This is a genomic window from Pseudoalteromonas sp. McH1-42 (genome assembly GCF_022347845.1).
Lineage (GTDB): Bacteria > Pseudomonadota > Gammaproteobacteria > Enterobacterales > Alteromonadaceae > Pseudoalteromonas > Pseudoalteromonas rubra_D.
The window spans coordinates 36,624-57,718 of record NZ_JAKRFU010000023.1 but is presented as its reverse complement, the minus strand read 5'-3'; the positions used below and the strand labels follow the sequence as shown (position 1 = coordinate 57,718).

The window sequence follows — 21,095 nt, the reverse complement described above, 5'->3', positions numbered from 1 at the left end:
GCCTGTAAGGTTGCCGAAGTATAGCGGGCAACCCCTTTACGTGCGCTAATGCGTGAGTGTCGGTCCCGATACTGTTTGTGAATCCCGCTCTAAATGTTCCAGTTCATCAATCAGCTCTAGTAGTTCTGGTTCAATGTAATCAAAATCGCGTGATTGTTTTAATGCCGTTTCCAGCGTTTCGGCCAGGTTCTTGAGCGTGGGGACGCCGGTATAACAGCAGGCACCATGAAATTTGTGGATCACGGTCAGCAAAGTTTGGGTGTCTTCCTGTTGTGCAGAGCCATTCAGCTGCTCTAAGGTTTCGGGAACACTCTGCAACAGCATATCCAGCATCTCCAGCGCCAGCTCAGGTTTATTGCCTGCACGTTGCAACGCCAGCTCCCAGTCCAGCAAATGGCTTTCAAACGGGGCAATACTGGCAACCTGAGGCTGTTGTGTTTTTTGTTTTTCCGGTGGCAGCGAGGGGCTGTGATCACAAATGATCTGACGTAACATGTCTTCGTCTATGGGCTTTGTCATATAGCCGTTGAAGCCGTCTTTGATCAATTGCTCTTTTTCACCGGTCAACGCATGGGCCGTTACTGCAATGATCGGGGTATCGTCATTGAGTGAGGATTCTTTGATTGTTCGGCATGCCGTGATGCCATCCATAATCGGCATCTGAATATCCATAAATATCAGGTCATACTTTTGTGATTTACATAAGCTGACGGCCTGTGCGCCGTTGTGGGCGGTGTCTATGGTGTCTACTTGTTCTTCCAGCAAAGTATAAAGCAGCTTTAAATTGGCATCATTGTCATCGGCTATCATGACTTTGAGCGGTAAGTGCGCCAAATCCGTATCGTCAATCGACACACTGGGGTGATCTAAGCGGTAAGGTGCAGCGAGCATATCGCACAGTTTACGGTGATGCATGGGTTTGCTAATACAGGCGTCTGCACCACTGCCAATTAACGACTCGCGCATGTTGTGAGAGATGGTATTCACCATCAAATACAGGTAATCCGCCATCTCTCTGGCCTGAGTGATATAGGCCTTTACGGTTTGCATGTCGTCTACCGTTGCCATATTGCCTATCAGGCAGATGTCATACCTAAACTCTTGCTCTAATGCGGCGAAGAAAGTGTCTTCATTTTTACAGCAGGTGACCTGCATTGCCCAGTCTTCCAGCTGAGCCTGAACGGCATTGCGGGTATGCTCTTGTGGTTCAAAATACAACACGCGCTTGTTCTCAAGCGGCTTAGTCGGCAGGTCATCGTCGAACAAGCGGCTTGGCAGGTTAAAAATGGCATTAAAGGTAAAGCAGGAGCCATTGCCCGGGGCAGAGTTCAGCGTGATTCGACCACTCATGGCTTCAACAATGTGTTTAGTGATGATTAAGCCAAGCCCCGTGCCGCCGAACTTGCGGGTAATGCTGGAGTCGGCTTGCGCAAACGGGGTAAAGAGTGTGTCTTGTTTCTCCTGAGCAATGCCTAAACCGGTATCACTAACAGAAATCAGGAGTGATGTCTGACTATCCCCTTTGAGGCGATGGCTGATGTCGACTTTGACTGAGCCTTTTTCGGTAAACTTCACGGCATTGCTGATCAGGTTGATCAGCACCTGTTTAAAGCGCGTAGGGTCGCCGACCAGGTTGTCCGGTACCTGGCGATTAATGGCAATCGACAGTTCCAGTTGCTTTTCATAGGCACTGGGTGCAAGCAGCGTCATGACCTCATTGACCGCATCCCTGAGCTGGAATTGGATACTTTCAAGCTCCATCGCGCCGGCTTCGAGTTTAGAGAAATCCAGAATGTCACTGATGATGGTCAACAGGCTATTGGCAGACAACTCTATGGTATCCAGATAGTCTTTTTGGTGTTTGTTGAGTGGGGTTTTATACAGTTGGCGGGTAAAGCCGATAACGCCGTTAAGCGGGGTTCTTAATTCATGACTCATTTTGGCCAGGAAGTCAGATTTAACCCGGTTGGCAACCTGTGCTTCTTTTTTGGCAATGTTCAGCTGAATGTTCTGAGTTTCATACTGTTCCAGTGTTTCCCGATAATCGCAGGTCGCCTGATCTATGTGCTTTTGCATCTCATCGCGTTGCAACACCATTTTTTCACTAATGGTGATCAGCCCTTCTCGGAGTAAGTCAAACTCGCCCTGCATCGGTTGTTCTACACCGATTTTGGTTTTGCCTTCAAGGAGTTTATCTGTGGCCAGGAGTAAATGGGACAGGGGCGTTGAGAACATCCGGCTCAGCCTGGTTGAGACAAAGGCACTGAGCAACAAGGCCACCATAATGATGGCACCACTGAACAGCAGGGCCTGTTGCTGGCCAATGATGGCTTGATCTTTACTGAGTTCTATCATCAGCACGGCGGTGGTGCGGGTATGGGCATTTTGCCAGTCGGAGGCGGGCTGTTGCTGTAACTTCACCGGCGCAAAAATAATGTACCTGTTGAGATACTGGACGATTTCGGTTGCATGTAACTCAGTCACATTGCCACGATAATGCAGCTGATTAAAATCATTGTGATAGTTACTGGTCAAAAGCAATTGATTGTCTTCATTGAACAGCGCGATGCTATTGACGAAATTGCCATGCTGATTGTGCGTAGTGGTGATCACCCGATGCAATCTGGCTTTATCTTTGTCGGCCAGCGGTTGCTCCACGGTCATTGCCAGTGTATTGGCCAGGCTGGTGCCTTGTTGCTTGAGGATTTGTTCAAGCTCAACGTAACGATTTATAGTAAAATAGCCGCCAAGTACCAGGCCGATTAACACCGTTGGGATCAGGGTCAACACTAATACGCTGTCGCGCAAACTCAATTTAGACATAAATTGGATGTAAAACAGTAAGTAGTCTGAGTCCTAGAGTATCGAGTTAACGGGTGTTTAGCAATCTTATAGGGGCGGCAATATGGCACAAATATTTCGTGCTGGAAAATCTTCTAAACAACGTAGTAAGCAAGTCGAGACAGTGGAACTGCAGATCGACTCATTAGATCACCAGGGACGAGGTGTATGTAGACACCAGGGCAAAGTTGGCTTTGTCGATGGCGCACTGAGTTCTGAGCGGGTTAAAGCGCGCATTCACACCCAGAAAAGTCGTGTTTTCGAAGCGCGCACCGTCAAAGTGCTTACGCCAAGTGAGCAGCGGGTTACGCCATTTTGTGAGTACTATCAACAGTGTGGTGGCTGCTCGTTGCAACACCTGGACGCCAGTGCGCAACTGGTACACAAACAGCAAGCGGTGAGTGCGTTGTTTGACAAATTTGCCGGTGCAACTGAGCTGCCCTGGATGTCACCTTTGACAGGTCAGACACGTCATTATCGTCGTGCAGCGCGCATCGCCTGTATTTATGATAAACAAAACGATCAGATTAAACTGGGTTTTCGGGCAGCAGGGTCGAAGAAGATCATCGAAATTAACCACTGTTCGGTGATGGTCGATGCCTTTGCTGGTGGCTTTGACGCGTTACGGCAAGTGTTAAATAGTCATCCGGAGCTACGCAGCGTCAGCCATATTCAGCTGTGTGCGGCTGACAACGGCGCATTTGTGCTGTTTCGTCATATTCGCGCAGTCAGTGATCAGGCTAAAATGCATGTCGCTGAGCGCCTTGCGGCGCATAACTGGCAGCTGATCTGGGATGATGGCAAGACGGAGCCGAGTTATGACAGATTGCCAGCTTATCAAAGTGCCGGTGTGACGTTTGAATTTAAACTGAGTAACTTTATTCAGGTTAATCGGGACATTAACGAGTTGATGCTAAAACAGGCGCTGGACTGGCTGGCTTTGACAGGCCAGGAGCGTCTGTTGGATCTGTTTTGTGGGATTGGTAACTTCTCGCTATTGCTGGCAAAACAAGCGAACGAAGTGGTTGCTGTCGAAGGGGTAGCTGAGTCGGTTGCAATGGCACGACAAAATGCGCACACTAACCACATCGACACAGTCAGTTTTCATCAGTTTGATCTGACTCAGCCACTGACAGAAGCAACTTGGTTTCATGAGTCGCTGGACGTACTGGTGTTAGACCCTTCACGCACAGGTGCGTATGAAGTACTACGCCAGTTGCCGTTGACGCAATTTAAACAGGTTTTGTATGTGTCCTGCGATCCGGTGACTATGGCCAGAGATGCGGCACTGTTACTGGAAGCTGGCTTTGTGGTTGATAAAATAGGCTTAATGAATATGTTCCCACACACAGGACATATAGAAACCATGGCGTTGTTCCAAAGGAGGTAGTTATATGGTTGCGACTCGCCAGTCTCATCAATCCGGTCTGCCAGCTGATTTTCATGCTCGGCTTGCGTTACTGAACTTAGCGCAGGAAAAACGAGACCGACTGGATCAGGTTTATGCTCTGTGTCCACAAGATGATTCAACCACCACCCTGGCCAAAGCCATTGAAATGGTTGAGATACTGGCAGAGCTGAATTTTGATTCAGAGTCGCTGGCTGGCGCATTTTTGACCCCTTACTTCCTATCCGGGCAAGTTGAGCTTGATGCCATTGAGCAGGCACAAGGTGAAAATGTTGCCTTGTTGCTCAAAGGCGTTGAACAAATGGCGTCGATCAGCACTTTGGCACACCAGGGGAAAGGCAGTCTGCAAATCGACAAAATTCGTCGCATGTTATTGGCCATGGTGGAAGATGTGCGTGCTGTGGTGATCAAGCTGGCCGAGCAGATCTGCTACCTGCGCGCCGTAAAAAATGCTTCTGAAGAAGAACGAGTGGTGGCCGCAAAGGCCACGGCTAATATCTTTGCGCCGTTGGCAAACCGGTTGGGAATAGGGCAACTCAAGTGGGAGCTCGAAGATCTCTCATTTCGCTATTTGCATCCAACAACTTATAAAAACATTGCCAAGCAGCTGTCAGACAAACGCCTTGATCGTGAAGCCTACATGGCCAGTATGGTGGAGTTAGTCCAGAATAAGCTTAAAGACGCCGGTATAGAGGCAGAAGTGTACGGCCGTCCTAAGCATATTTACAGCATCTACAAGAAAATGATGCAAAAGAATTATGAGTTTGATCAGCTGTTTGATATCCGCGCCATGCGGGTGGTGGTCAATGAAATTCAGGATTGTTATGGTGCGCTGGGCATAGTGCATACCAATTGGCGACATCTGCACAAAGAATTTGATGACTATGTTGCGACGCCTAAACAGAATGGTTATCAGTCAATTCACACGGTGGTTTTTGGCCCTGAAGGTAAAACCGTTGAGATCCAGATCCGTACCCAGGCCATGCATCAGGATGCAGAACTGGGCGTAGCGGCGCACTGGATGTACAAAGAAGGTGCTTTGCCGGGTCGTGGCTCGGGGTACGAGCAAAAAATCAGCTGGCTGAGAAAACTGCTGCAATGGCAAGAAGAAGTAGTTGATGGCAGTGAACTGGCGGAAGAGTTAAAAAATCAGGTTGTGGAAGACCGAGTGTATGTCTTTACACCCAAAGGCGATATTTTTGATCTGCCACTGGGCGCCACGCCATTGGATTTTGCCTACTATATTCACTCCAATGTTGGCCATCGCTGCATTGGTGCTAAGGTATTTGGCAAGATAGTGCCGTTTACCCATAAGTTATCGACTGGCGATCAGGTCGAGATACTGACTCAGAAAAACCCCTCGCCAAGTCGGGATTGGCTTAGTCCGTCTTTGGGATATGTTCATTCATCCAGAGCGCGCAGCAAGATACATCACTGGTTTAAGCAACAAGACAGAGATAAAAACCTTCAGGCTGGTAAAGAGATCCTCGATGGGCACCTGCAAAAGCTGGATTTGACTTACAAGGATCTAGACTCAGCCATTGAACGGTTTAATTTTAAAGAGCTCGACGATTTGATGGTGGCCATTGGGGCCGGTGATATTCGTATTAATCAGTTCCTGAACTACGTGCAGGACAAACCTGAGCCTATGCCTAAGCTCAAAATGAGCGCGCCGAAAAAACACAAGGGCGATAGTAATGGCATTGTGGTGGAGGGCGTTGGTAATCTGATGAGCCATGTTGCAAAGTGCTGTCAGCCCGTACCCGGTGATGAAATCGTGGGTTATATCACCCAGGGGCGGGGCATTGCGGTGCATCGCGCCGATTGTGATTCTTTTGCCCATATTTGTGAGCAGCACCCAGAACGGGAAATCGCTGTCAGCTGGGCGGACGAAGTCCGTTCCAGTTATGCCGTTACTCTACATATTGAAGCTAATGACCGCCATGGCCTGATCCGCGACATCAGTTCGGTGCTGGCCAACGAAAAACTCAATGTGATGAATATGAACGTCAATACCCTGGATGACAAAGATGTCGCGATTTTCACGATGAAACTGGAAGTGGGCGACCTAGGTGCAATGAATCGCCTACTTACTAAACTGATGCAGATTGAAGGCGTGTTTGAAGCCAGGAGACAACACTGAGTATGAGTGCCCCGTTACAGCAGTTGCTGGATATCATGGCGACCCTGCGCGATCCACAAAAGGGTTGCGCCTGGGATCAACAACAGACCTTCGAAAGCATAGTGCCACATACACTGGAAGAAGCGTACGAAGTGGCCGATAGCATAGAAAAGCAAGATTTTGCCGGGCTCAAAGATGAGTTGGGGGATTTACTGTTTCAGGTGATATTTTATGCCCAGTTGGGTAAAGAAGCCGGGTTGTTTGAGTTTGAAGACATAGTGAAGGGGCTAAACGATAAGCTGGTACGCCGTCACCCGCATGTTTTTGATACACCGGATGCGACATTGAGTGACGCCGAATTACAGGCGCAGTGGCAGGCAATCAAAGACACTGAGCGTGGTGCTCAGTCTACGGGCTTTGGTGACGATGTGCCACTAAACCTGCCCGCTCTTTCGCGGGCGGCGAAAATTCAAAGGCGCGCGGCTTCTTTGGGGTTCGACTGGCCTACTTATCAGGGCGCGCTGGATAAAGTGGCTGAAGAGGTCACTGAGGTGAATGAAGCACTGAGTCAGGACCCGCTGTCTGAGCACAGTGCTGAGGAGCTGGGAGATTTGTTGTTTGCCACCGTGAATGTAGTGCGACATGTAAAACGTGACCCGGAACAGCTACTACGTCGCGCGAGTGACAAATTTATTGGCCGTTTTAGCGCCATTGAAGGTATTCTGGCGGAACAACAGATAGCCTTATCTGACGCCAGTTTGGCGCAAATGGATGATGCCTGGGAAGAGGTCAAGCGACGTCAGCGTTCAGGTGAGAATAATTAAAGGGGGTGATTTTTCGCTGGATTGCCCCTAGCGTTTTTGCTATACTATTGCCCCGTCTTGATTCTTATTTAAATTCCATTTTTCCTGATATTCTAGGGTTCGCATGAGTACAAAATTTATCTTCGTAACGGGCGGAGTTGTTTCCTCCTTGGGTAAAGGTATTGCTGCTGCTTCATTAGCTGCAATATTAGAAGCGCGTGGTTTAAACGTCACTATCCTTAAGCTGGATCCTTATATCAATGTTGACCCTGGCACAATGAGCCCGATCCAACATGGTGAAGTCTTCGTGACAGAAGACGGCGCAGAAACTGACCTGGATTTAGGTCACTACGAGCGTTTCATTCGCACCAAAATGACCAGCCGTAACAACTTCACACAAGGTCGTGTTTTTGAAGATGTGCTGCGTCGCGAGCGTAAAGGTGAATACCTAGGCGCGACTATCCAGGTGATCCCACACATCACCAACGACATTAAACGTCGTGTACTTGAAGGGGCTGAAGGCCACGATATCGCCATTGTTGAAATTGGTGGTACTGTGGGTGACATCGAGTCACAACCTTTTCTTGAAGCGATCCGTCAGCTCGGTACTGAGCTGGGCCGTGAGCATGCTTTATTTATGCATTTGACCTTAGTGCCTTTCCTGGGCGCTGCGGGCGAAGTGAAAACTAAACCAACTCAGCATTCTGTTAAAGAACTACGTTCAATTGGTATTCAGCCGGATATTTTGGTTTGTCGTTCAAACTGCAAATTACCAGCCAATGAGCGCGCTAAGATCGCATTGTTCACGAACGTAGAAGAAAAAGCCGTTATTTCATTGCAGGACGTAGATAGCATCTACAAAATCCCTGCGCTGCTTAAATCTCAGGAATTGGATAACCTGGTATGTCGTCGTTTCTATCTGGATGTACCGGAAGCGGACCTGTCAGAGTGGGAACAAGTGTTATATCAGGAGTCAAACCCGACTGGTGAAGTGACCATTGGTATGGTCGGCAAATACATTGAATTGCCAGACGCATACAAGTCAGTCAATGAAGCACTTAAGCACGCGGGACTTAAGAATCGAGTGACCGTAAACATCGAGTATGTTGATTCACAGGACATCGAGAGCAAAGGCACTGAACTGCTCGAGCATCTGGATGCGATTTTGGTACCGGGTGGTTTCGGTAACCGTGGTGTTGAAGGTAAGATCCTGGCGGCCAAATATGCTCGTGAAAACAAGGTACCTTACCTGGGCATTTGTTTGGGAATGCAGGTTGCACTGATTGAATACGCACGCAATGTAGCGGGTTTGGAAGGTGCTAACTCGACTGAGTTCGATACCAAATCACCTCATCCGGTAGTTGGTCTGATCACTGAATGGTTAGATGCTGATGGTAAGGTTGAAACCCGTACCGAAGAGTCGGATCTGGGCGGCACAATGCGCTTGGGTGCTCAGCTGTGTCACCTGAAAGAAGGTTCAAAAGTACGCGACGTATATGGCAATGCGGAGATCACAGAGCGTCACCGCCACCGCTACGAGGTGAACAACCATTATGTTGAGCGCCTTGAGCAGGCTGGTCTGGCATTCACTGGCCTGTCGGAAGACAAAAAGCTGGTTGAGATCATCGAAAATAAAGATCATCCTTGGTTTATTGCCGCTCAGTTCCACCCTGAGTTTACTTCTACGCCACGCGACGGCCACCCGTTATTTGAGGGTTTCGTTGCAGCTGCGTTCAGCTACCAAAAAGCTGACTCTTAATAATAAAAAGCCGTGCCTCAGTGCACGGCTTTTTTAATTACCGAATGCGTTAAATAATCCAGCGCATTGCTATGTAACTGTCAGGCGCCGCTTTTCATGGGCCATCAATAAACCCAGCGCGGTTATATAGCAATGCGAAAGCAGACACACAACACACTCACCACTTTGGGAAAAGAGGAATCAAGATGTCAAAAATCGTAAAAGTGATTGGCCGTGAAGTTATGGACTCACGTGGTAACCCTACCGTTGAAGCCGATGTTCATTTAGAGTCGGGCGCATGGGGCCGCGCATGTGCACCATCAGGTGCATCAACAGGAACTCGCGAAGCACTTGAATTACGTGACGGAGATAAAGCTCGTTACCTGGGTAAAGGTGTACTGACTGCGGTAAACTATGTGAACAATGAAATTGCAGCAGCCCTGAACGGACACAATGCCCTGGAACAACGTGCAATCGATCAGCTGATGCTGGATTTAGACGGCACTGAAAACAAAGAAAAGCTGGGTGCAAACGCGATTCTGGCAGTGTCTTTGGCAACCGCTAAGGCTGCTGCTCAGGAAAAAGGTGTTGCACTGTACGAACACATTGCAGACATCAATGGCACTGCTGGTCAGTACTCTATGCCTGTACCTATGATGAACATTCTGAACGGCGGTGAGCACGCAGACAACAACGTTGATATTCAGGAGTTCATGGTTCAGCCGGTTGGTGCGAAAAGCTTCCGTGAAGCACTGCGCATGGGTGCAGAAATCTTCCATAGCCTGAAAAAAGTACTTAAGTCACGTGGCCTGAATACCGCTGTAGGTGATGAAGGTGGCTTTGCACCAGATCTTAAATCAAATGAAGAAGCTCTGGAAGTGATCGTTGAAGCGGTTGCCGCAGCAGGTTATGAAATGAACCAGGATGTGACGCTGGCGCTGGATTGTGCAGCTTCTGAGTTCTACAGAGACGGCAAATATGACCTGCAGGGTGAAGGCAAAGCATTCGATTCTGAAGGCTTCGCAGGCTTCCTGGCTGATCTGGCAGCACGTTACCCAATCGTTTCTATCGAAGATGGCCTGGACGAAAGTGATTGGGCTGGCTGGAAGATCCTGACAGATAAGATCGGTGATAAAGTACAGCTGGTCGGTGACGATTTGTTCGTTACCAACACGAAGATCCTTAAGCGTGGTATCGATGAGCAGATCGGTAACTCTATCCTGATTAAGTTCAACCAAATTGGTTCACTGTCTGAAACACTGGATGCAATCAAGATGGCGCAGGATGCAGGCTTCACAGCGGTTATTTCTCACCGTTCAGGCGAAACAGAAGACGCAACGATTGCAGACTTAGCTGTGGGTACAGCAGCTGGCCAGATCAAGACAGGTTCACTGTGTCGTTCTGACCGCGTTGCTAAGTACAACCAGCTATTACGTATCGAAGAAGCGCTTGGCGATAAGGCTGTCTACAAAGGTCGTAGCGAGATCAAAGGTCAGTAATTTCTGTTATCTGATCCGTCCTAAATTAGATAGAAAAGGCCAGCATTTTTTGCTGGCCTTTTCTATTATGCAGTTAGCTCATCCACAGCATTTGAACTTCATTCCGCTCTACAAAATCAATATAATGTCCCTCAATTTTATTGTGAAGCTTAGTAGTCTGAACTCGTCAACAGGCTTTCACTCGGAACTGATAGGAACCATCAAAAATTATGAAGTATTTAAGCTCTTGCCTTATGCTCGGCGCACTCGCATTTGGATATTCAGCTAACGTAAATGCGGCTGAAGCTGTGTGTACGGCAAAAGTAAGCAACGTTCAGCTGGACCCGGGTAGTCGATTACTGGTTACAATGACCAACTGGAATGGATCTAGTGGCAGAGCACACGATGCAGGTATTTGCCATTTGAATGGCAGCCAAAGTGAATACTGTCAGGGTATCTATAGCGCTTTATTGGTGGCTTTGACAACTCAGCAGGAGGTCACTTTTTGGTTTAAAGACACCACAACCTGTCCAACAGGAAGATGGATTTCGTTAGATAAACTGGGCATGAAAAAATTTGCTCTGAAGAAATAACCATTGAAGCGGCTGTGGGAATGATGCGTTCTGCCATTAACCCACAAGTTGTTTAGCTAATATGCCTTGGTTTAAAAGTCAGTAATCAATCTGACCAGATAAAAAGCCGCGTAATTTAACGCGGCTTTTTTGTGCAATTCACTTTATGTTCCTGTATCATACCCGGCCAGATAATAACTAATAAAGGACTAATTATGAAATTCAAAAAACTTATTGCGTCTATTTCTTTGGTTGCAGCCAGCATTAGTGCACCTGCATTTGCAAACTACTCATGCAAAGGTAAAGTGAGTTCAGTATCACTGGGAGCGAATAGTCGATTGTATGCTTCTATAGATGGTGTAGTAAGTAATGGTGGGATCTGTTTTTTAAACGATTCGGAAAAAGGCAAGTTCTGTAACGCGGTATACAGTAGCTTATTGGTTGCACTTGGTGCACAAAAAGAGGTGGTAGTATACTTCAGCAAAGGGACTGCAGCGGACTGTAACAAAGGAAGCTGGGTTACTTTTGAAGATCATGGCTTTTACCATATCAGTTTGAAAAAATAGTTATTTGATACAGGGAGCCTGACGTACTCAATCAGGCTCAACCAGCATACTGTTGCGACAAAATCCCCTGTGTAAACTGCATTTTCAGATAAAACCCGCGTGGCAGGGTTCTTATCAGTTTACCTTGTGGACCAATGGCGTCTGTCAGCGCTTTACTATTGGCGGCTTTTGGCCGGATCTGCATTACTTCACCAAGTTTGCCACTAATTTCATCTACACGCCCAAGTGCAATTAATTCAATTTGTTCTTCCCAGTCTCGTTGTAGCTGATGCTCCTGAATCGCAGTTGGTTGCCATAAAAAGCCAGTCCCTATGGTGCGATCAACCGGGGCGATGTCTCGTTCTGCTAAAATCGGCAGCCACAATACATGAGTGAGCTTTTTCTTTACGGTACTGTCTTGCCAGCGTAAACCGGTCAGATTGGTGAGGGGAACCACTGACACATAGGTGGTTTCGAGTGGTTTGCCGTTATAGCCTATGGGCAGGGTTTTTAGTTCGACACCGATAAACTCAAAGTCAGGCACTGGTTTAGAGCCTGCACTGGCTCCCAACACATATTCAATGAGCTGGCCAGGCCAGCCTTTTTCCCGGGTCAGATCTTGTGGGGTTTTAAAATGAAACTGGGCAGCCAGTTCCCCCAGGGTCTGCCCGGCAATGGCATCTACACGGGTCATGAGTTCAGCAATGGATTGGGGTGGGGTTGGCTTTTGCACAGTCTGGCTCGTCACTATCTGATTGGCCTGGTATGGTAACAAAAATAATTAGGAAATGTGGATTAATACAGATTTGTGTGTTTTTTGAACGCCTTCTCTGTGGGTTATTCTTTAAGCTGTGACTTTCTCACTATCTAGATTTAATTTTCTGATTTATATGGCTTTTTTAAATTTCATCCAACATCATTCAGAGTCAAAAATGGCCATCCATTGGATAAATACAAGTATATAAACATAATTATCCACAGATTCTGTGGAGAAAATGCAAATTTGACTAGGTTATTGTGGATTTGTTTGTAAAATCATCATGATTAGTCAAACTTATGCACAAGTTGTGGGTAAGTTGCGTAAAAGCAGGAATTAAATTTGCCCAGTGCTCTGAGTTGTGGAACAATCAAAATCATATCAAACAAATATACGAGGCACTTAAGGTGATTGATGCCGAAGGATTTCGTGCCAATGTAGGAATTGTTATTTGTAACAATCAGGGGCAGGTATTTTGGGCGCGGCGCTATGGCCAGCATTCATGGCAGTTTCCGCAAGGGGGTGTGGATGAAGGTGAAACGCCCGAGCAGACCATGTACCGTGAACTGCATGAAGAGGTTGGGCTACGACCGGAAGATGTGGAAATCGTTGCCAGCTCAAAACATTGGTTACGTTATAAATTACCAAAGCGACTGATCCGTAAAGACTCAAGTCCAGTGTGTATTGGCCAGAAGCAAAAATGGTTTTTGCTGAAACTCAAGTGCAAAGATGAAGATGTAGACTTAATGCGCACACATCACCCTGAATTTGATGATTGGCGTTGGGTCAGTTATTGGTATCCTGTGCGCCAGGTTGTGTCGTTTAAACGCGATGTATACCGCAGGGTGATGAAAGAGTTTGCCCCCTTTGCGATGCCTTTTAATCGTAAAGAACATGCACATAAAGACCACTGGCGACGTCGTTAGATAGCATAGCGTATCGTCACCAGTCTTGGTTATGCTTAACAGAAAGAGTAAATGAGCAGTACAGAGCGATTTCTACCAATTTAGGAGTCAGGTGTGTTAGCAACATTACGAACCATCGCGGAGGTAGTCTCACAGCAGGATAACCTCGAAACGGCCTTATCTCGCTTTGTGATGATGGTTAAGGAAGCAATGCACACTGAGTGTTGTTCCGTTTACTTTGCCGATTATAGTCAGGACAACTTTGTACTGATGGCCAGTGACGGCCTCAATCCGGACGCCGTTGGCCAATTTCGGGTCGGCTTCACAGAGGGTCTGGTTGGGTTGGTTGCCCAGCGTGAAGAGCCCATCAATATCGCCCATGCCCAGAGTCACCCCAGATTCAAATTACACGCCGAGGTGCACGAAGAGGGCTACAATGCCTTTTTGTCTGTACCTGTTGTGCATCAACGAAAAGTGCTGGGCGTGATTGTGGTTCAGCAACGAGAAGAGCGCGTCTTCAGCCATGATGAGGAGTCCTTCTTAATTACACTGTCTGCCCAGCTGGCCTCACAACTTGCGCAGGTGGAATTACAATCTGTCCTGAAGCAGGATGCATCCAGTCATAAAACATCGGTGCTTAAAGGGGTTGCAAGTGCGCCTGGTATTGCCCTGGGTGAAGCCTTTGTCGTTATCCCTAAACTCGACTTTGCCAGTATTGAATCTCAGCAGTGTGAGCAGATACATCAGCAGCGACAATTATTCCAGCAGGCGGTTGCTGCGACCCGACAAGAGTTTCATGTGCTGAAAAATACTCTCAGCGATTCGTTACCCAAAGAAGCTCTTGCTGTGTTTGAAGTGTATCAGCAACTGCTGGATGCCCGCAGTCTGGGGCAGCGTGTTGAACAGCAACTGGAGCAGGGGTGGAATGCTAAATCTGCGCTAAAGCATGTGATTATTGAGCTGGTGACGCAGTTTGAAGCCATGTCTGATCCATACATACGAGAGCGGGCGGTCGATGTTCGAGATCTGGGGCTCAGAGTTCTGCATCACCTGGTCAGCACCGAGAGCATGGTTAAGAGCTACCCGGATAACACCATTTTAATTGCCAACGAACTGACACCCGCGATGCTGGCCGAGGTCCCTAAAAACAAACTCAAAGGGGTCATCAGTGTGCACGGTTCGGCAAACTCACATGCCTCCATTTTGACTCGGGCAATGGGGATCCCTGCTATTTGGGGGATTGAAGACATACCCTTGTTGCAGTTCGATGGCAAAGATATGATCCTCGATGCTTACGCAGGGCGTGTTTACATTTCGCCTTCCGACGTGTTACGTAATGAGTACTCCGCACTCAAGCTCAAAGAGGGCCAGCTACACGACAAATTTGAAGCTGAACACCATTTATCCTCTGTCACTGCGGATGGTGAACGGATCAGCCTGTTGCTCAATGCCGGCCTGGACTTATCGACCGAGCATCTCAGTGCTAAGTACTGTGATGGTGTGGGCTTGTATCGTACCGAAGCCTGGTTTATGCAGCGTGGACAATTCCCTTCTCAGGCTGAGCAGGAGAGCTGGTATCGCGATGTGCTGGCTCGTTATCATCCTGAGCCTGTCATTATGCGTACGCTGGATATAGGGGGCGATAAGGTACTGGACTACTTTAATATCAGTGAAGATAACCCCTTTCTTGGCTGGCGAGGGATCCGGGTTACGCTTGATCATCCAGAGCTGTTTTTAGATCAACTCAAGGCCATGCTTAAAGCCAATGCGGGCCTGGGCAATTTACGTATTATGCTGCCTATGGTTAGCCATACCGAGGAAGTTGATGAAGCTCTGGGTCTGCTGGAACAGGCCTACTTTGAACTACAAGAAGAATGGGCCGACCAATTTTATACCATAGATAAACCCGACATCGGCGTGATGCTTGAAGTGCCATCGAGTATCTTTTTATTGCCTGAATGGGCTGAAAAAGTCGATTTTTGCTCGGTGGGTAGCAATGATTTAACGCAATACCTGCTGGCGGTAGACAGGGCCAATGCACAGGTGGCTGAGTTGTTTGAGCCTTATCATCCCAGTGTGCTGCGGGTACTGAAAAAAATTGCCGATGACTGTCAGCAGCTAGAGCTACCATTTAGTTTGTGTGGTGAGCTGGGTGGTGAGCCGGAAGGTGCCATCTTACTTGTGGCAATGGGATTTCGTCGTCTTAGTATGAATATTTCCTCCCTGAATAAGATAAAGTGGACACTGCGCCGGCTTGCGGTAAAAGATATGGAAGCCTTGCTCACTCAGTGCCTTATGGCATCCAGTGCCAAACAGGTTCACCGTCTATTACGTGAATTTCTGATAGCGCATGGGCTAAGTGAGTTACTTTATACCAAAAGTGATACTGTCTGAACCGCGACTGGAGGCGTTCGCTCAGATACGTTACTATAACGCGCCCATAATAATAAGAGCGTCTTTATGACAATCAGTGTGTTACTCATTTTGAGCTGCGCCTTGCTTGGCTGTGTGGTTGGTTTCCTTGCAGGGTTATTAGGCATTGGCGGCGGTTTGATCATCGTCCCGGTACTGTCGGCAATTTTATTGTATTTCGAGGTGCTGGCTAATGAACATGTGATTGTTGTGGCCATTGCGACGTCTTTGGCGTCAATATTATTTACGTCAACCTCCTCCGCGTTGGCGCACCACCGAAATCACAATGTGCCCTGGGAGATTGCGCCCTGGGTGATGACGGGCGTGGCTCTGGGCGCTTTAGTCAGTGGCTTTATGGTTTCACTGATCCCGGTGCACTGGGTAAAGTGGACGTTTGTCATTTCAGTGTTGCTTATTGCCGTTAAAATGGTCTTCAGTTCTCAATCATCAGCCCCTGAAAAGCCGCGCGACTTGCCGCCTGGCCCGGTTTTAACCGCTATCACCACCCTGATGGGCGCTTTGTCCGCGATGATAGGGATTGGCGGTGGCGTATTGATTGTGCCACTGTTGAGCTACTTTTCTGTGGATATGCGCAGAGCGATAGGCTGCGGGGCAGTCAGTGGGATTGTGATTGCCTTATTTGGCTCTGTTGGCTATGTCGTGTCGGGTGGACAGGCATTGAAATTAACAGACGGGTTTGCCGGTTTTGTGTATTTGCCGGCATTATTTGGTATTGTGCTGACATCCTGGTTTGTCGCGCCAATGGGCGCCAAAGCAACGCACTATCTGCCGGTGCCAGTGATTAAGAAAGTGTTCGCGTTACTGCTCGTGGTGATTGCGGGAAAAATGTTATTTTATTGAGGGAAAGCGATGGCTTTGCAGTTTCCAGAAATCGATCCAATTATCTTTTCGATTGGACCCCTGAGTGTGCGCTGGTATGGCGTGATGTATTTAATCGGTTTTGCGTTTGCCATGTGGTGGGCGAATAAAGAAGCCGATAAGCCCAATTCGGGTTGGACTAAAGATGAAGTTAGTGACTTGCTATTTTATGGCATGTTGGGGGTTATCCTGGGTGGACGAATTGGCTACGTATTTTTCTACCAGTTCAACCTCTTCCTTGAAAACCCGATGTACCTGCTGCGCATCGATCAGGGTGGCATGTCCTTCCATGGCGGCGCATTGGGTGTCATTGCAGGTATATTTATCTTTGCATGGCGATTTAAGAAGTCACCGTTGGCCGTGGGCGACTTTGTAGTACCTATGGTCCCTGTGGGCCTGTTGGCGGGGCGTATTGGTAACTTCATCAATGGTGAGTTGTGGGGTCGCCCCACAGATGTGCCCTGGGCGGTGGTTTTCCCGACAGGCGGCCCGCTTGCTCGTCACCCGTCGCAACTCTACGAAGCCTTTTTGGAAGGCTTCGTGTTATTCATCATGCTGATCTGGTATCGCAAGCAGCCGCGTCCGGCTGGCAGTATTGCTGGTTTGTTCCTGGTTGGCTACGGTACATTCCGCTTTATCGTTGAGTACTTCCGTGAACCGGATGCGCATATTGGCTTGTATGCTGGCATGATTTCTCAAGGTCAAATTTTATCCTTACCTATGATGATTGGTGGCCTTGGCTTGATGCTTTGGAGCCACAAGCGCACCTCGACAGCGAGCGCTTAAGCTACTTCGGGACCCCGAGCCCGGGGTCCCTGTCTGCCTTGCAATAAATCCCATCGTGAATTAGTTACCCCGGCGTGCGAACGTAGTATACTTTTGTACCAGACAAATCCCTTGTGTAGGGTCAATAGAGAGATCATTTTGAGGAGTAAAGCATGAAAGTGTATTTGGAGTTGTTGCGAGATGTATTAGAAAACGGCACCCAGAAAGGGGACCGAACTGGTACAGGTACGCGCTCCGTATTTGGCCGTCAGATCCGTCATAACCTCCAGGATGGTTTTCCGTTGCTGACCACCAAAAAGTTGCACTTTAAGAGTATTGCCAATGAGTTGATCTGGTTCTTAAAAGGGGATACCAATAAAACCTGGTTGAATGAAAACGGCGTTAAAATCTGGGATGAATGGGCGCTGGAAAACGGAGATCTGGGCCCGATTTATGGTAAGCAGTGGACGGCGTGGCCGACCAAAGAAGGTGGTGAGATTAACCAGATTGACTATGTTGTTGATACATTGAAAAACAACCCGAATAGCCGCCGTATTTTATTTCATGGCTGGAATGTTGAGTATCTGCCTGATGAGTCTATGAGTCCACAGGAAAACGTAGAGGCTGGTCGTATGGCGTTGCCACCTTGCCACTTGCTTTATCAGTTCTATGTGGCAGATGGCAAATTATCCGGCCAACTTTACATCCGCAGCTCAGATATCTTCCTGGGACTGCCGTATAACATCGCCAGTTTGTCTCTGCTGGTGCATATGCTGGCGCAGCAATGCGACCTAGAGCCTGGAGAAGTGATTGTGAGCTTTGGTGATTTGCATGCCTACTCAAACCATATGGCGCAGATTGAGCAACAGTTACAGCGAGAGCCGAAAGGCCTGCCGACGCTAAATATCCTGCGTAAGCCAGACTCTATCTATGATTACCGTTTCGAAGATTTTGCAATAGAGGGGTATGATGCTGACCCTAACATTAAAGCGCCTGTTGCAATTTAAGGTACTCAAGACGTAATATGTTGTAGGCGGCCAGTGAAGGCCGCTTGTTTTAAAAGGAGCACGACATCGATGTTGATCCATTCCGGCATGTGTCATCGACGCACCACAACGCGTGCGATAATGTATGCGATATTACTTGCAGTCACTGTGCTCTTATCTGCTTGCAGTTCAAACCCATCACCGGATGAAGAGGCCGAGGCGCTAGCCCGGGCTGAATTAATCAAAACCTACAATCAGCACAAAGCTAGTATTGAACGAGTGGCTAAGATGGAGCAGGACCTGACTCAGCTGCTGACTTTGTTATCTGATTCCAGTGGGATTAAGCCAATTGAAGAAAAGCTGACTCAGTCAGAAAAGTCTGTTACTACCCACCGGGCGGAGCCGACAGCGGTCACGAATACCTTTGCTACATCGGGACATAGTCAGTATGTGGTGCAATTTGGTCGTCATCTGCTAGATACGCGTGCACAGGCACAGAATCAACGGATTAAGATATCTCTTTCACTCATACAAAGTTATTATCCTGAGATATTTAATGCTGTTACAGTTTATTCACAAACACCTGCGCAAAATGGCTCCCAGTTCTTCCTTACACAGGCTTCGGGGTTTGGGTCAGAGCAGGAAAGTATCTTGTTTTGTCGTTTAATTAAGGCCAGTGGTCAACCCTGTAAATTAGTTAACTAACTAAAAACACTTGAAATAAAGTTGGAAGTTTTATATTTAGTCACGATATATTAGACATCTGAGTAGTGTTTTTATTCAAATTGAGCGCCTTTCTACCCAAGGGCGTTCGATTAATGATAAATAATCACTATAAAGTTGTAGTTTTACGTGTTTGGTGACCATGCACTGTGCACGAAATTTGTTGGCCGATTACGGATACGGCTATTTGATAAAAAGGACCTACTGATGGAAAAGTTAATGAAAAAGTACTCTCTACTCTCAATCCTGGCTGCAATGCCGGTACTGACTACTGCACAGCCTGCGGAGTTTAAAGCGTCAGTAACAGTAAAAAATGTTTTCACTTTTGAAAATACTGAGCCGCTGAGCTTTGGTACGATCCGTGCCAGTGGTGATGTGGGTGGTGTAGAAACGGCTACTTTGATTATTTCTGCCAATCCCAATACGGCACCACGAGCCGCTTCAACTGATGTGTCAAAAGCCGAAATTGCGATTCTGGAGCCAGGTACTCCTGCTAAGTTTACTGTTGATGGTGTCGCACCCTATGCCTCTTTGACCATTACCAACCCGACTGAGACGGATGTGTTGCCACAAAGTTTGCCACCAGGTACACCAAGCTTCAAGTTGAGCGCTTTTACTTATTATGTAACTTCTGGCACCACCCCCGCTGCTGCAACGACTACGCTTCAGGCTGATGCCGATGGTAAAATCGCCTTTAATGTGGGCGCGACGCTTACGACAGAAAGCGCGGATAAGGGCAATTACCTTGATGGTCAATATGAAGGCACTTTTAACGTAGAGCTAAGCTACTAGTGTGTATAGGCGGACAAGGTGTCCGCTGGTCTCCCATGAAAATGCTGGCTGTGCTTTTGGGCTTGTTCTGCAGCTGGAGCAGTCAGGCCAATATTGTACGTAATGCGGATCTGAGTTTTGGCACTATAATCGTGGCAGACCCCAGTGTTGCGAGCAGTGTTGTGGTGTCACCAGGCGGTGGCACAAGCTCATCGGGCAGCATTCATGTGATCAAAAAAGGACACCCGGCTGAACTTCTGCTGGAATCGTTTCCTGCGGGTGTTTATCTGAATATATCGACTGATTTGCTCAATGATCAGTTAGCGCATAGTAACCTCATCACCGAGGGAAAACTGAGTGTGACTAAATTACATCATCCTGCCAGGGTATTCACTGACCGGGATGGCCGCGCCCGCCTGTTAATTGGCGGTACGTTACAAAGTCAGGGGTCAGCAGCGCTTTATGTCGATGGTCAATATGCAACTACAGTCAGTATCGAAGTAAGCTATTGACTTAGCTAATAGCCGGGAAACACCGATACTCGCCTCTATGAGCAGTAAAATAGGCAAAATTCAATGAAGTATATTACCCACGTCGTGTTGTTCGCAATACTGTCTTGGACAGCACAAGTTTACGCGAATTTATTGATTTCACCCACTCGGGTTGTCTTTGATGAGCGTCAGCGCAGTGCTAAGGTGTTTCTGATCAACAGTAGTCAGGAATATAAAACCTATCGTTTGAGTTTTAAAGAAAAAATGGCGTTGCCACAAGGTGGCTACACAGATGTGTCTGAGCAGGAAAATCCCATGCGCCTGAGTGGGTTGCTCAGAATGACACCGAAACAAGTTCGTCTTGCGCCAGGTGAGCGTCAGGTCGTTAAGCTGGCGTTGCGCCGCCAAAGAGACATGGCTGTGGGAGAGTATCGCTCGCACCTGTTCTTTCAGGCATTACCAGAGAAAAAAGATCTGGATCAGGAAGGGGTAGGGATCAGGCTTAATATGATCATGAGTTACAGCATTCCGCTGCTTTACCGTCAGTCCGCATCCACACCTCAAGTGTCTATTGATGAAGCCACTCTGAGCCGTGGCCAGACGGGCCAATTAGAAACGGTCAATCTGACTTTGTCACGCAAGGGAGATGCGAGTCCCTTTGGCGGAGTGCGCGTTTTCTGGCGTGCCCAAAGTGGAGCAAACTGGGAGGAGGCTGCACTGGTTAACAGCTTCAGTATTTACCCGGAACTTAGTCAGGCACAATTGCAGCTGAAACTGCTGGAACCGAGCATGTTCCAGGGAGTGCGCTCCGGGCAGTTAAAAGTGGTTTATACAGGCAGTGATGAATATCAAGGACAGTCATTTGCTGAGCGCATTTTCTCTATTACTGTGCCCTGAAT

The 21,095-nt window shown here is 47.8% G+C and carries 18 protein-coding genes; 16 read left to right on the top strand and 2 right to left on the bottom strand.

Annotation, left to right across the window (positions count from 1 at the left end; all coding sequences use genetic code 11):
• Positions 1-45: 45 nt before the first annotated feature.
• Entirely contained in the window at positions 46-2,823 is a 2,778-nt protein-coding gene (barA, locus tag MHN31_RS19295; protein ID WP_010386741.1) for a two-component sensor histidine kinase BarA, read from the bottom strand.
• Positions 2,824-2,905: 82 nt separating this feature from the next.
• Here barA and rlmD point away from each other — a divergent pair, with 82 nt between their 5' ends.
• From rlmD to MHN31_RS19260, 7 genes are all read left to right on the top strand, one after another.
• A complete protein-coding gene (rlmD, locus tag MHN31_RS19290) occupies positions 2,906-4,231 on the top strand; it encodes a 23S rRNA (uracil(1939)-C(5))-methyltransferase RlmD (protein ID WP_239445086.1) in 1,326 nt (441 codons plus the stop codon).
• 4 nt (positions 4,232-4,235) lie between these two features.
• Positions 4,236-6,392: a GTP diphosphokinase gene (gene relA / locus MHN31_RS19285; RefSeq protein WP_125562161.1), complete on the top strand. Its 2,157-nt coding sequence runs from the start codon at positions 4,236-4,238 to the stop codon at positions 6,390-6,392.
• Positions 6,393-6,394: 2 nt separating this feature from the next.
• Positions 6,395-7,195: a nucleoside triphosphate pyrophosphohydrolase gene (mazG, locus tag MHN31_RS19280; RefSeq protein WP_125562159.1), complete on the top strand. Its 801-nt coding sequence runs from the start codon at positions 6,395-6,397 to the stop codon at positions 7,193-7,195.
• A gap of 103 nt (positions 7,196-7,298) precedes the next feature.
• Positions 7,299-8,933 carry a CTP synthase gene (locus MHN31_RS19275; protein WP_125562157.1) on the top strand — a complete coding sequence of 545 codons (1,635 nt, stop codon included), beginning with the start codon at positions 7,299-7,301 and terminating at the stop codon, positions 8,931-8,933.
• Between the two features lie 185 nt (positions 8,934-9,118).
• The gene (gene eno / locus MHN31_RS19270) at positions 9,119-10,411 is read left to right on the top strand and encodes a phosphopyruvate hydratase (protein ID WP_125562155.1); all 1,293 of its coding nucleotides are present in this window, start codon (positions 9,119-9,121) and stop codon (positions 10,409-10,411) included.
• Positions 10,412-10,620: 209 nt separating this feature from the next.
• The gene (locus tag MHN31_RS19265) at positions 10,621-10,983 is read left to right on the top strand and encodes a hypothetical protein (RefSeq protein WP_125562153.1); all 363 of its coding nucleotides are present in this window, start codon (positions 10,621-10,623) and stop codon (positions 10,981-10,983) included.
• Between the two features lie 194 nt (positions 10,984-11,177).
• Positions 11,178-11,528 carry a hypothetical protein gene (locus MHN31_RS19260; protein WP_125562150.1) on the top strand — a complete coding sequence of 117 codons (351 nt, stop codon included), beginning with the start codon at positions 11,178-11,180 and terminating at the stop codon, positions 11,526-11,528.
• Positions 11,529-11,565: 37 nt separating this feature from the next.
• On the opposite strand, the gene mutH is transcribed toward MHN31_RS19260, so the two are convergent.
• On the bottom strand, positions 11,566-12,240 hold the full coding sequence (gene mutH, locus MHN31_RS19255; RefSeq protein ID WP_343224709.1) for a DNA mismatch repair endonuclease MutH: 675 nt from the start codon (positions 12,238-12,240) through the stop codon (positions 11,566-11,568).
• Positions 12,241-12,671: 431 nt separating this feature from the next.
• Between mutH and rppH the strand changes: the two genes are divergently transcribed.
• The 9 genes from rppH (at position 12,672) to MHN31_RS19210 (ending at position 21,093) form a co-directional block, all read left to right on the top strand.
• Positions 12,672-13,190 (top strand): RNA pyrophosphohydrolase, encoded by a 519-nt coding sequence (gene rppH / locus MHN31_RS19250; protein WP_010386751.1) that lies wholly within the window; start codon positions 12,672-12,674, stop codon positions 13,188-13,190.
• A 93-nt stretch (positions 13,191-13,283) separates the two neighbouring features.
• On the top strand, positions 13,284-15,563 hold the full coding sequence (gene ptsP / locus MHN31_RS19245) for a phosphoenolpyruvate--protein phosphotransferase (protein WP_239445085.1): 2,280 nt from the start codon (positions 13,284-13,286) through the stop codon (positions 15,561-15,563).
• Between the two features lie 66 nt (positions 15,564-15,629).
• The gene (locus tag MHN31_RS19240; protein ID WP_125562144.1) at positions 15,630-16,442 is read left to right on the top strand and encodes a sulfite exporter TauE/SafE family protein; all 813 of its coding nucleotides are present in this window, start codon (positions 15,630-15,632) and stop codon (positions 16,440-16,442) included.
• 9 nt (positions 16,443-16,451) lie between these two features.
• Positions 16,452-17,246, top strand: coding sequence for a prolipoprotein diacylglyceryl transferase (gene lgt / locus MHN31_RS19235; protein ID WP_239445084.1), 795 nt, complete (start codon positions 16,452-16,454; stop codon positions 17,244-17,246).
• A gap of 152 nt (positions 17,247-17,398) precedes the next feature.
• Positions 17,399-18,232: a thymidylate synthase gene (locus MHN31_RS19230; RefSeq protein WP_125562140.1), complete on the top strand. Its 834-nt coding sequence runs from the start codon at positions 17,399-17,401 to the stop codon at positions 18,230-18,232.
• Positions 18,233-18,301: 69 nt separating this feature from the next.
• Positions 18,302-18,916 carry a hypothetical protein gene (locus MHN31_RS19225; protein ID WP_239445083.1) on the top strand — a complete coding sequence of 205 codons (615 nt, stop codon included), beginning with the start codon at positions 18,302-18,304 and terminating at the stop codon, positions 18,914-18,916.
• 237 nt (positions 18,917-19,153) lie between these two features.
• A complete protein-coding gene (locus MHN31_RS19220) occupies positions 19,154-19,726 on the top strand; it encodes a DUF4402 domain-containing protein (protein WP_228553458.1) in 573 nt (190 codons plus the stop codon).
• 35 nt (positions 19,727-19,761) lie between these two features.
• The gene (locus MHN31_RS19215; protein WP_239445082.1) at positions 19,762-20,217 is read left to right on the top strand and encodes a DUF4402 domain-containing protein; all 456 of its coding nucleotides are present in this window, start codon (positions 19,762-19,764) and stop codon (positions 20,215-20,217) included.
• A gap of 63 nt (positions 20,218-20,280) precedes the next feature.
• Positions 20,281-21,093, top strand: a complete 813-nt coding sequence (locus MHN31_RS19210; protein WP_194868436.1) for a fimbria/pilus periplasmic chaperone — start codon at positions 20,281-20,283, stop codon at positions 21,091-21,093.
• The last annotated feature ends 2 nt before the right edge of the window (positions 21,094-21,095 follow it).